The 11,980-nt window shown below is 37.2% G+C and carries 8 protein-coding genes and 1 pseudogene; 4 read left to right on the top strand and 5 right to left on the bottom strand.

What is annotated here, in order from left to right; translation table 11 throughout:
• Nucleotides 1-147 precede the first annotated feature (147 nt).
• Entirely contained in the window at nt 148-1,464 is a 1,317-nt protein-coding gene (locus MSVAZ_RS08885) for an acyltransferase family protein (RefSeq protein WP_232316270.1), read from the bottom strand.
• Nucleotides 1,465-2,317: 853 nt separating this feature from the next.
• Here MSVAZ_RS08885 and MSVAZ_RS21550 point away from each other — a divergent pair.
• Nucleotides 2,318-2,452 carry a hypothetical protein gene (locus tag MSVAZ_RS21550; protein WP_269746814.1) on the top strand — a complete coding sequence of 45 codons (135 nt, stop codon included), beginning with the start codon at nt 2,318-2,320 and terminating at the stop codon, nt 2,450-2,452.
• A gap of 248 nt (nt 2,453-2,700) precedes the next feature.
• Here MSVAZ_RS21550 and MSVAZ_RS08890 read toward each other — a convergent pair whose 3' ends face one another.
• The 4 genes and pseudogenes from MSVAZ_RS08890 to MSVAZ_RS08905 form a co-directional block, all read right to left on the bottom strand.
• Nucleotides 2,701-3,768, bottom strand: a complete 1,068-nt coding sequence (locus MSVAZ_RS08890; protein ID WP_048120315.1) for a phosphatase PAP2 family protein — start codon at nt 3,766-3,768, stop codon at nt 2,701-2,703.
• A gap of 263 nt (nt 3,769-4,031) precedes the next feature.
• Nucleotides 4,032-5,659, bottom strand: a pseudogene (locus MSVAZ_RS08895) (IS1634 family transposase).
• A gap of 381 nt (nt 5,660-6,040) precedes the next feature.
• Nucleotides 6,041-6,868 (bottom strand): methylthiol--CoM methyltransferase, encoded by an 828-nt coding sequence (locus MSVAZ_RS08900; RefSeq protein ID WP_048120317.1) that lies wholly within the window; start codon nt 6,866-6,868, stop codon nt 6,041-6,043.
• Nucleotides 6,865-7,968, bottom strand: a complete 1,104-nt coding sequence (locus MSVAZ_RS08905; RefSeq protein ID WP_048120319.1) for an MtaA/CmuA family methyltransferase — start codon at nt 7,966-7,968, stop codon at nt 6,865-6,867. The genes MSVAZ_RS08900 and MSVAZ_RS08905 overlap by 4 nt, the downstream gene beginning before the upstream one ends.
• A 1,088-nt stretch (nt 7,969-9,056) precedes the next feature.
• Between MSVAZ_RS08905 and MSVAZ_RS08910 the strand changes: the two genes are divergently transcribed.
• The 3 genes from MSVAZ_RS08910 to MSVAZ_RS08925 all read left to right on the top strand — a co-directional run bounded on the left by MSVAZ_RS08910 (nt 9,057) and on the right by MSVAZ_RS08925 (nt 11,963).
• Nucleotides 9,057-9,998: a glycosyltransferase family 2 protein gene (locus MSVAZ_RS08910; protein ID WP_048120322.1), complete on the top strand. Its 942-nt coding sequence runs from the start codon at nt 9,057-9,059 to the stop codon at nt 9,996-9,998.
• Nucleotides 9,976-10,869, top strand: a complete 894-nt coding sequence (locus tag MSVAZ_RS08915; protein WP_048120323.1) for a lysylphosphatidylglycerol synthase transmembrane domain-containing protein — start codon at nt 9,976-9,978, stop codon at nt 10,867-10,869. The genes MSVAZ_RS08910 and MSVAZ_RS08915 overlap by 23 nt, the downstream gene beginning before the upstream one ends.
• 509 nt (nt 10,870-11,378) lie before the next feature.
• The gene (locus MSVAZ_RS08925; protein ID WP_048120328.1) at nt 11,379-11,963 is read left to right on the top strand and encodes a class I SAM-dependent methyltransferase; all 585 of its coding nucleotides are present in this window, start codon (nt 11,379-11,381) and stop codon (nt 11,961-11,963) included.
• Nucleotides 11,964-11,980: the final 17 nt, after the last annotated feature.

Here is an 11,980-nt window from a genome sequence, read left to right on the forward strand (position 1 = left end):
ATTCAGCCTTCTTGAGAAAAGCGAAGCATAGCAAAAATGGTCCTGTCCTCCCGAGATGAGATTCGGGAGACGAAACACGGGAATTAGAGATTTCAGTTCTGAATTTTGAAACTCCGATTTTTTTCACAGGAATTTTTCTACCATAATTCACTTGCCAGAGCTATTTGAATAACCTCTAAAAGGAAAGTCTTTGTGAGTCGCTTTCTTATGAAAAAGATGCTTTTTCAAATATAATTCAAGAATCTGCAGGTGATAAGAGATAACGACCAGGAGAGGTAGCGCTATGAAGATAAGGATTACATCATGCAGGAGTGGATTACTTATAAAGTGCGTCACTGAATTCCAGAGCGCCAGAAATGGCCTGTGGAACAAATAGATACAATATGAAGCTGTAGCGACATACGTAAACGCAGAACTCAGGGAGCTTGAAAATTCATTATTGATAAATTTCATTGCAAATCTGTATTCCAGAACACAGAATATTATAACGAATAAGTTAAGAAGCACAGAATCAATGATGAATTTTAAGATCAGGTAACTCAGGCCCAGTGAATTTGCCATATTTCCTAGCATCGATATCACTGTAGAAGACCCTATCGTGCCACTGCCTGCAGATTCAATAGTAAATGTAGTCTTTGGGTCCAGGAGAAGGGTTGTTCTCGAGCCCAAAACGATAACCAGTACCAGCATAACAGGGAGGGCCGCCAGCAATATCTGGACAAAAGGATTTTTCCTGTTAATCATCATTGACTTTTCAAATAGGCTTTCCTTACAGGTAAGAATCCCAAAAACGAACATTGGGAAAAACGTATAAAAGCGGTACTCAATGATGTTAAAAGCTCTCGAGACTAACAAGCACCCGAGAAATATGAGAGAAGAATAAAGTAAGATCTGTTTTGAACTTTTTGAAAGCATAATGATAAGCGGGTAAATTGCGTAGAAAACAATAATTAAACCTACAAAGTATAATGTCAGCATTGGGGACGCATATGCAGGGGCAAGAAAGATTTGTAGTCCCAGTACATGCATGATTAGATTGTGAAAACTAAACACATGTGCGGCATTGGGAAATTCAAAACCTGAGTTTAGCCTTGGAGCAAATATAAAGAACACAAGTGTAAAAGCAGCAATCGCTGCCCAGTAAAGGGGAAAGATCCTCAGGAGTCGGTTTCTGTAGAAAGACAATACGTTCTGGAACGATTTTATTGAATGGTTGTTATAATATAACAAATATCCACTCATAAATATAAAAAGTCCCAGTCCCATATTTGCAACAAAAGGATCAACGGCATAAAGAGCTAACTTGAGATAAGTGAAAGATAAAAAGTTACTTAAGTGAGCCGGAATAATCATCGCTATTGCTAAAGCCCTCAAGAAATCAAATGCAATTATTTTGTTTTTCATAGTCTCAATTCCTATAAATGAAATTTCATGTAGATGTGAATTGACCTCTGTAGCAACCATTTACTGGCAAGCCAACTTACAAAAATAATTGTTATTTAATAATCATACTTGTATTAAAAATGTACCACTTCCCTTTCTATATAAATTCTACTATTTTTTTATTTACTTTTCGATATAATAAATACTCCGACGCTAATTTTTATATTTATTGCTACAGGTAAAATTTGGGTCTTGCAGATATATTAAATCTTTCGTATCTTCTTCAAATTGAGTGGAAATCTCTCACCTTCCACTCACTGAGCTTTTTTCTCTAATGAGTTGAGCCAGAGATGGCATCTCAAATGTACTGCCGACTCTATCACATATGTACTGATATGTACTTACCCCCAGTTTCTTTGCTGTCTGAACAATCGTCATAAATGTGTCATTTGCCTTTGTTCCTTCCTCTGTATGGTTTGAAGGCTCACATCCCTTTTTCTGACCTTTGCTCTCGACACCAGTTACACTGCATTGTTATGCGGCGGAACCTCTGGCAGAACAAGTACCTTTAACAGCTATTCCTTGTTCTCCTTCGTCTTAGCGATTCTTTCATCCAGCTGTTCATATCCGATTTTGCTAGAAAACAACTGATCAAACTTAATAGATAATTGCTATGTTACCTCTTGAATCTGGTTTTATTCTAAACTCACAAAATTTACCATAAAAATCCCAGTAACTATCCAGCCGACCTTCCGCAGATGTCTTGAAAAAAAGAACATTTTTCTGGCTATTGTTTTTGTGCATTTGTTCAATAATTTGCAATTATTATCTCAACTGAAACTTCCGGAAATAGAGGTTAGAATCTTTCAATGAAATTTGAATAAGCAGGGTAATTTTCAGAAAAAACGATAGCAAGAAAAATTGTGAAAATCGAATGGACATCTGCGGAAAGTCAGATCTAGAAAAGCTGGAAGCTTTTCTCTATGATAAGGAACTATCGGCCTTGATTTCTTGTAGTTTCTACCATCATGAATCCAGCAAAGAGCATGATGATATGCAATTTGCCTGAATTGATGTGCATCATCACGCAAAAGTGCGGTAACCACAAAACAGGCAGTGTGCCAATTATTCTGTAAAATCACAAAACTCAAAAAGTTGCAGGGTCGAAAATTCCATATTGGCAGATCAATTATCGACAAATACGCAAAGACTTGACTTCAAATTTACAGCAAATTTGAGACACTGCCTAATAGATTTCTACTTCACCGCGTTCTTTTTAATGTATTTCTACTCCACCGAGTCCTTTTTGATGTATTTCTACTCCATTCCTTGACCTGGCTGCTCAAGATTTCCTTTCCGGCTGCTTAAGAATTCCCTTTCTCTTCTATACAGGTTGAGCTTTGTGCAGATAACTACAGACACCCAGATTGTAGATGCAGGTATAAAAGCTTTCAAGAACTCGATGAGTGTAGGGCCAAAATAGGCTGCAGTTTCAATATTCTCGAACCCGGTACTCAGAATAAAGCTTGAGATCCCGAACAGCAGAAACGCAATAAATATCCTCAAAACTCTCTGTTCGGTACTTCCAGCATCATCAGGGAGCCCTCTTCGTATAATCAACACATATGCCGCATTCGTGCCGAGGAAAAAACCCGCTGCTTCTGCACTTATCATAGATGAAGCTATAAGAACAAGAGGGATAACAAACATAACGAAATATAAAATTAGGTTCTTGCGTCTGAGTGCAAGTTCAAAATTCTCTTTCTTGAAAAAATCATCTTTCAGGGAGCTTTTGAGAAAGAAGGTAAAAGCAGTCAGGAAAAATAAACCTATAATAGCTCCTCCAAGAATATCTCCAAGGAAATGTCTTCCAAGATACATTCTCGATAAAGCTACAAGCAATACCATAAAAGGAGCCATCATTTTGATTTTCCGGCTGTTGAAAATCGTGGAGCTTCCCCCCCAGAGTGCAGTCGTAATTGCAACATGCCCCGAAGGGAAACCGAAAGGTGACGGGGAAAGTGTTTCTTGAAGACGGAAGGTTTCGAGAACTTCTTTATCGGGAAGTCCGAACACACAATCAGGCCCACTCCCATTGAAAGGGGACGTGCTTTTCACTCCGTATTCAAGGTTCAGTACTCTATTATCTACATAGTCCGGCCTTGGAAAGGCGATTACTGTTTTAATGATCTCGGTAATCAGCCCTGTCCAGATTAAAAGCTGGAACAGAAGAAAACCTTTCCGGAAACTAATCCCGAAAGTTACGATAATTACTATGGAAACTAAAAAAGCCGATGATCCCATTGAAGTTATCAGAATCATAAGGGATGTAAGCCAATCGTTTCCAAGGGATTGCAGGTAGAGTATAGGTTCAGTCTGGAACAAGGGATTTGACTCCTGATTAAATATTTGTCTGCAGATATACTCAGTTTTATCTAAAAAGTCCCTGGTTAAACTGGATATCTGGAATAAGTAAAAAATTTAGATTCGTTTCGTATATTCATTTCGTATATTTGTTTCGTATATTCGTTTCGTATATTTGTTTCGTATATTTGTTTCGTATATTTGTTTCGTATTATTGGGTTTATGACAATGTATTCTGGAGAACTATTTTAAATTTGTATCCTAGATTCGGCAGGTTAACGCAACTATAGATATATATTTTCATATTTCTCTCCCATGAGACTCAATATTTTCCAGTGAATTTCTTCCATATTCAGTATTTCTGACTTTGTTTTCCCTTTTTTCTGCGTTATAAGTCCTGTAATTCCCTGAAACTTGAAAAATATCCATCTCATTGTTGGTCTTTTTGTTGGTTTCCCTTTTTGATCTGGAACCGTTTCATTTTCTTCTTCTAACTTTGTCCTTAATTTCCATTCTGCAATAGAATAAATCATTAAGCAGAGAACCATTATCATTGTCAACGCTTCAATTCTTGATTTATTCTTGAGATAAACCTTCGATATGCTAAAGGCATCACTTTTCAAAAATCTGAATCCTTTTTCTACTTTATCCTGTCCTTTGTAATACTTCAGCATCTCTTCAGGAGAAAGACTGATATCATTACTTGCAAGAATGAAAAGTCCCATTTTTCCATTTCTTTTAAAACAAAAGCATCATTAACCTTTATAACCCCATCAATCTTATAATATGTCTTTAATTTTTCATTTTTTAAAGGTCTGCCTTTTTTACCTGCTTCGCGTTTTTTAATGGTTTTCAAATCTACTTTTTCAAAAAGAACGGAAGGGAAATCTGCAATCCATTTTTCTGCTGCTTTTAATGCATCTTCTTCACAGAAAAAGTCATCTCCTGCCAGTTTTTTAAGCGACTTTTCTGCTTTTTCAAGCTCTTTTTCAAGCTTCCTTCTGAGAGTTACCTCTTTTTTTTCTTTCATTTTATGAGAGAGTAACAAAACCCACTTTTGTTTAACTCCACCATAATCCACAAAGGTTTGATAAAATGAGTATCTTTCGTCGCTTTTCAACGTTTTCAGGTTTAGATTTGCATTTAGCAGTTCCTTTGCCTCAGTAATTGTTGCAGGAACACGACTGATCCAGAATGACTTTCCTATGTTCTTGATATTATTATCAGTGTAAAAAGAACTATCAGCTACATAGTACACTTTGCTTTCAGGTCTTAAAGCTGATTTGAGAGACTTGATTGCTTCCAGAATTGTGCTTTTGTCTGAAGCATTCCCTGAATGGGTGTTCATGAAAAGTGGTATTCCATGCTGATTAACAATCAAGCTCAAAACAAATTGTTTGAGGTCCCATCTTCCGTTTTTGGGTATTCCAAAAGTAATATCAATATACTCAGTTTCTTCGTCTTCATAATCCCCATAAACGCTGACACTTGTAGTGTCAGCGTGTAAACAATGGACAGGAATAGGTAGACGATTCATAATGTGAAGAGTGATTTCAGTAAACAGTTTTGTAGGACCATACTTTACGATTCTGTCAAGAGTTTCTCCAATAGCATATTGATTCAGGTCTTCTCGTGTGACGCTGTCTCCAAAAAGTCTTCCTATAGAAATAGTCCTGAAATAATCAGGAAAAAGGTACAGACGTTGCCCTATGAAACCAAGACCATTGAGTACCATGGCAAGGATACAGACGGAGTGAGGAACCTTGTGATCTCGTTCTTTAGGAAGTTTCTCATCGATCAATTTGTCAACTTCAAGCTCTTGGAAAACTCCAGCAATAAGACCAAGGTGACCTAAGAAGCTTGTACGTTTTATTGAGGATTCAACTCTTCTACTGTTGTTTTTATCTGCCATGGAAGATCAAGAAAAGAAATATGAAAATTAATTATATTAACTTATATGTTTACCTGCCGAATCTAGGTTGTATTGTTTCGTGCCTGTGTATAGCGGGTATTCTCTTCAGGGTCAGATAATTTTTTTTAAGTTTTTTACTGAGTAAAATTACTCTTGTTAGATTACTGTTTCCTCTTTATGGATGTGTAAATTTTCACTAGCAAGAGGAGTATTCAACCAAAATATTTGAAAATTGAATCTGACGCTATTTTCACTTTCCAGCATTCTTTATTTGTTATCGTAGAACGTTTCTTTCCCGATATAGAGTTAAATAAAAAAATTATGGTTGAATAATAAAAATAAAAAAGAAGAATAATAAATAGAGATGGAAGTAAAGTAGAATCAGTAAAGTTCCTGACGGGCTTCTTTCCAGCTCTTTCCTGCACAGATCTTCTTTGCGATTTTTACTGCGTCAAGTGGAGTTTTTCCATATATTGAGTTACTAAAGGTCTCGACGAAATTTCTGTCGATTGCAGCCCCGCCACAGGCTACGGGAACATCTTCAGAATAAAGGATTTCTGCAAGGTCTTTAAGGCCGCCTTTGGTTGTGCTCATGAGAGTTGTTCCGGTAACAAGGTCAGCATTTGTTGCCTTTACGGTTTTAACGGCTTCTTCTACCGTTACATCACTCCCCATATCAACTACCTCGAAACCATTTGCTCTGAGAATGGCAGCTACAATGTTCTTGCCTATATCATGCACATCTCCTTCAATAACGAGGGACACTACTTTCCCCCTGGAGGGGACTTCGCCTATCCTTTCCTGGCAAAGTTTCACTCCTCCTACAAGTGCTTCATTTGCCAGCAGGATTTCAGGTACGTAGCTCTCTCCTATGTCGTAAAGCTCACATACGGTCTGGATTCCCGGCATAAGGGCATTTAATACCAGGTCTGTAGGATCTCTTCCTGCTGCAAGCAGAGCAGTTGTGAGGTTTACTGTTTCGGCGCTGTCCCCCTCGATCACTGATTCTGCCACGGCTGCATATTTGGGATCTTTCGGCATGTTCTGTTTCTTTATCTGGTCGACAGCAGTTATTTCTTTACTTTTGTCTCCAATGTCAACCCCAAGGCCGATCATGATTCCTTCGTCAATGAGTTTTTTAAACCTGGAAGGTTCTTTCTCTTTCATCTCGAATATCTTCTGAACCGCAACGTCGATGTGCCTGATCATTCCTGCACCCCTCCCAGCACATTTTCTTTCATATTCCTACCGATACCGACTCCAATCTGCCTGACAAGATCTTCAACATCATCGCATTTCGGGATTGGGGTTTCTTTACAGGCTCTAACATACGCTCTGAGATTTTCGAGGGAGGTTCCATATGAGACCCCACATGAAGTCCCTACAATATCAGCTCCCTGCAAAATGCATTCCCTAGTTCTGTTATAAACCTGTTCGGGGGTACCGTTTGGCATCAGGTCTATGACATCCAGACTTCCGAGAATGGACATATCGTTGCCCATTACCTTACGGCAATACCAGACTGGAACGGCATCAAAGGAGAAGCAGTCAATTCCACTTTGTTTTATGTAAGGCAAGAGTTTACTGGTATTTCCGCAGATGTGCAGGATCTGAGGGCAGCTTATTTCCTTTGCTATTCTTTTGTGGGAAGGAAGTATAAATTCCCTGTATGTTTCCGCAGAAATCAGGTCCCCAGAAGCCGAAGGATCAGCGAGGAAGATGATATGTGCCCCGTAAATAGTCTGCAACTTCCCGTAAGCTATCACGAAATCGGTTGCTGCTTCAATGAAGGCATGGGCTTTTTCTGGGTCGGTCTTTGTCCACCTGGCTATATTTTCAACACCTGCTATGTGACCTGCTACCGTAAAGGGGGATGTAAGTCCTGGGATTATAGGGAGCATGCCATCGTAGCGCTTTCTCAGTTCTTCGATTGCCCCGAGCACTACCGGTATTCTTCCGGCTTCTTCCAATTTATCGGGCCAGGTTATATCTGAGGAGTCTGTATAAGCAGGGCCAGTTACAGGAGGCCTGTCCGGTTTATTCCAGTCAAGTTTGCACCCAAGGACTTCTGCTTCGAGAGAAATATCGAACTGGGGACGTGCAGCCTCAATGCCGCAGACCTCATAGGGAGCGGCTGCAAGGTCTGCCATCATCTTGCTGTCAAAGTGGGCTTTTGGCCAGGAGGCATTGCATATCTGCATCAGTTCGGTTGTGGTTTGAGCCAGGGGATTTGCAGGGGGTACATAGTCAACCCTGCCTCCAAGCACTGCTGCCAGAACTCTTCGGGTTGGAGTCATTTCACTTACCATGCTATACATCTCCGTTTGATCTGCATTTGATATCAACTATTCATTATATATTTATATGTTTTATTTTGCAGTTAGATCACTACAGAATGCGTTTTTGAATGCTACCCATAGGGTAAAAGAAGTAGTGATCTGTTGTCAGGTAAAGGCCTGTAATGTCTTGTTTTCACGATCCTTTTGCAAGTTTTTCCCGAGTTCCTGATATAAATAAGAAAACTATTTTCTTTTGTGCAAGATCCCACAGTTTTACATTGACATATATTAATATGGATATTTCAATATTTAACTGGATGCTGTTAGCACAACATAGAAAAACTTATATATTTCTCAAAGTTATAATATCAATTTCTTTTGACAGTTGTCTTGTTTTATCTGATCATGGAAATGTTTCTTACAAGAAGAATGAAAAGTACAGTTTTTCCTGTTAATAAGACGCTATTTGAAGAAGATATAAAATAACTTTTATAAGATTATAATTAAATCTTAACTTTTATATGAGAGTAATTTTATTGTTTTTAAGATAATTTCGAGGAAAAACTTTTGGTGAGAATTGAAGATTTTTTCTACGCCAGTAATCTTTATCTAGGTTCATTTTATAGAACAAGAAACTTCAGAGATGAATTCATGCGTCTTCGGTTAAGCAAGGAATAGTGATAAATTGAGTCTGTTTTATAACTTAATAAAAGAATTTGCTAAGTTATAAGCTGGAACAGGGTATTGATTTCATGTAAACAGGCCAAATTTAAAGGCTGGTTTCTAATGCAAGATCGATAGCTTTCTGGCAAGAAAATTCCTTAACCGAAGATAAATGGAGATGCATTAAAAATTGATCTAAAAATACATAAATAAGTTCTGTAGAGACTTCAACGTGGCTAAACAACGTGGCTTAAAGCATGACTAAAAATATAAAACATGACTAAAAATACTGTTGTAAAGAGGCTTTGTTCCAATTTGCTGTCAATTTCAATTCAAATCTTCCTCTATTGAAACTGGCTCTAAATTAAAGTTTGAGATGTATTCGTTTGGTTTCAGAGACTCCTTAAACTACAATTTTACAGTAAACTGAAACACTGTTTAGGAGAAAACGGTAAATGTCCGATAAATTAGATCTCTCAATCATAATCCCGGTTTTCAATGAAGGAGAAAACGTAGGGGAATTATATAATCAATTGAATGTAGTTCTTTCCAAATTGGGAAAAGCATCTGAGATTATTTTCGTAGATGATGGATCTATGGATGATACTTTTAAAAAGTTAAAAACAATCAAAGATAGCAAAATTAAGATTGTAAGATTCCAGAGGAACTATGGAAAAGCTGCGGCTCTTTCCTGCGGTTTTAAGAAATCACAGGGAAATTTTGTTATTACCATGGATGGAGACCTGCAGGATGACCCCAAAGAAATCCCGAGATTTCTTGAAAAATTAGAAGAATATGATATGGTCTCAGGCTGGAAGAGTAAAAGACATGACCCTGTTTCAAAAACCCTTCCCTCAAAATTCTTCAACGCATTAACTCGACATATCACAGGAGTCAAAATTCATGACTTCAACTGCGGGTTTAAAGGTTATAGAAACTATGTCGTAAAGAATATAAGATTATATGGAGAATTCCATCGTTATATTCCAGCTCTAGCTCACTGGAAAGGATACACTGTTGGAGAAATTGAAGTCGAACACCATCCTAGAATTCATGGAAAATCAAAATATGGATTTGAAAGACTACTTAAAGGCTTTCTGGACCTGATCACAGTCACATTTTTGAACCTATACAAGAAAAGGCCTCTTCACATCTTTGGAGGTATCGGCTTCTTACTAATACTCTCAGCAATGATCATAAACCTGAACCTGGTCTCGCTATGGTTCAGGGGTATCAAGATAGGAGATAGGCCTCTGCTGATGTTGAGTATATTAATCACAGTTCTTGGAGCTCAATTTATTTCCCTTGGCCTGATCGGAGAACTGATCACAAACTCCAGAAATAACGATGATTATATTATAAAGTACGATAGCTATGAACTGGAAAACAATAGGTAAAACTGTAGTCAGTTTGGGGCTAATGTTTTACCTGATAGCCAAACTTGACCTGAGGACAATCTACGAGACCTTTACCCAGATGAACCTGGAATTGCTTTCGCTCTCGTTGCCTTTTATTGCTCTGATGTACCTGATAAAAGCGATAAAATGGCAGTCTCTACTTAATTGTATAAATGTCCAAATTCCCGTAAAAAGGTCGCTTGAAATAATTTTGATGGGTAATTTTTATGGAGCCCTTACTCCGGGCAGGGCAGGAGAAGTTTCAAGAGCCTTTTATTTAGATGCTGAGAACTCCAGAAGCATACCAACCGTAGTGATGGACAGAGTCATAGATATGGTCTGTCTCCTGGTTTTAAGTGTACTATCTATAGCTTTCTTTTTTAAGGACAGATATCTAATCTATATAATGACGCCAATGATAATGATTTTTGTCGCAGGTATTTTTGTTATTACAAATGAAAAGATCGTAACTCTTATTTTTGGGATATTTTCGAAGAAAAGTGAATTTAAAGAAAATTATATTCAAACGATAAAACAAATCACTGGAAATAAAAAAGCTATTTTTTCGGTTTCTGCATTAACTCTTGGGTATTATTTACTCAATTTATTTGTATACTGGGTAGTTATAAAATCCTTAAATCCTGCATTAAACAGCTTACTTACCTTTTCCCTTCCAATAGTAGTAGTTCTGGGTAATTTTCCAATTTCCATATCAGGGTTTGGAGTTAGAGAGTTCGTAAGCGTTACAATATTCAAGTTATTGAATGAAAGTTCTGCATATGGTTTTTCCTGCTCTATCGTTCTATATTTCTTGACTACACTATTACCAGCGATATTTGGATTCATGCTTACTTTAAGAAAAAAACCTTAAAATTTCAAGGCAGGTTAAATTGTTATAAAAAGGACATTGGGAATGGATGTTGAGAACGGACATCAAGAGCGGACATAGAGAATGGACATAGAGAACGGACATCAAAAACGAATATTGAAAACGAATATTGAAAACGGATATTGAAAACGGACATAGAGAACGGACATCAAAAACGAATATTGAAAACGGATATTGAAAACGGACATAGAGAACGGACATAGAGAACGGACATCAAAAACGAATATTGAAAACGGACATCAAAAACGAATATTGAAAACGGACATAGAGAAAGGATATCAAGAAAGGATATCAAGAAAGGATATCAAGAAAGGATATCAAGAAAGGATATCAAGAAAGGATATCAAGAAAAGATATTGAAAATGGACATTAAAAATAAGTCAAAACAATTGACACAAATTCAAAATAATCGGGCTATTAAGAATAAAAAGTTAAAACTGAATATTACGAAAAAACAAAATTAAAAACGCGTGTTAACCAGGTGGGGCTAAATGGATCAGAACCAGAGTAGAAATTACAAAAAATACAACTCAAAAAATCCGCTTATGGGCGTAGTGATATCCAATTTTATGAAAAACTTAAAGGAAACGGCCGTTCCTTTAAAAAATATAAATAATGTTATTGATATAGGCTGTGGGGAAGGATTTGTCATTAACTGCCTTAATTATCCAAAAATAACAGGCGTTGATATTTCCAGAAATGCTCTGAGAATTGCAAAGGAGAAAAATCCAGAATGTGAATTTTGTTCAGGCAGCATATGTGACATTTCGTTTAAAGAAAACAGTTTTGATCTTGTTATAGCAACCGAAGTACTGGAACACCTCGATAAACCGGATTTAGCCCTTCAGGAGATCCGACGAATAACCAAAAATTACTGTATTATCAGTGTGCCTAATGAACCCTATTTCCGTGCTATGAATTTCTTACGGGGTAAAAATTTAACACGTTTTGGGAATGATCCTGAACATGTTCAGAACTGGAGTTCAGGAAAGTTTGTGAGTTTAATAGAAACTTATTTTGATGTTCTGGAAGTTCGAAGGCCGTTTCCCTGGACTATGGTTCTATGCAAAAAATAATTATTAATATTTACTTT

It is taken from the genome of Methanosarcina vacuolata Z-761 (genome assembly GCF_000969905.1).
Lineage (GTDB): Archaea > Halobacteriota > Methanosarcinia > Methanosarcinales > Methanosarcinaceae > Methanosarcina > Methanosarcina vacuolata.

Bases quoted from the DNA above. Each gene is read 5' to 3' on its own strand.
- MSVAZ_RS08885 (WP_232316270.1), bottom strand. From the start codon at position 1,464: ATGGTTGCTACAGAGGTCAATTCACATCTACATGAAATTTCATTTATA.
- MSVAZ_RS21550 (WP_269746814.1), top strand. From the start codon at position 2,318: ATGGACATCTGCGGAAAGTCAGATCTAGAAAAGCTGGAAGCTTTTCTC.
- MSVAZ_RS08900 (WP_048120317.1), bottom strand. From the start codon at position 6,868: ATGATCAGGCACATCGACGTTGCGGTTCAGAAGATATTCGAGATGAAA.
- MSVAZ_RS08905 (WP_048120319.1), bottom strand. From the start codon at position 7,968: ATGGTAAGTGAAATGACTCCAACCCGAAGAGTTCTGGCAGCAGTGCTT.
- MSVAZ_RS08910 (WP_048120322.1), top strand. From the start codon at position 9,057: ATGTCCGATAAATTAGATCTCTCAATCATAATCCCGGTTTTCAATGAA.
- MSVAZ_RS08915 (WP_048120323.1), top strand. From the start codon at position 9,976: ATGAACTGGAAAACAATAGGTAAAACTGTAGTCAGTTTGGGGCTAATG.
- MSVAZ_RS08925 (WP_048120328.1), top strand. From the start codon at position 11,379: ATGGATCAGAACCAGAGTAGAAATTACAAAAAATACAACTCAAAAAAT.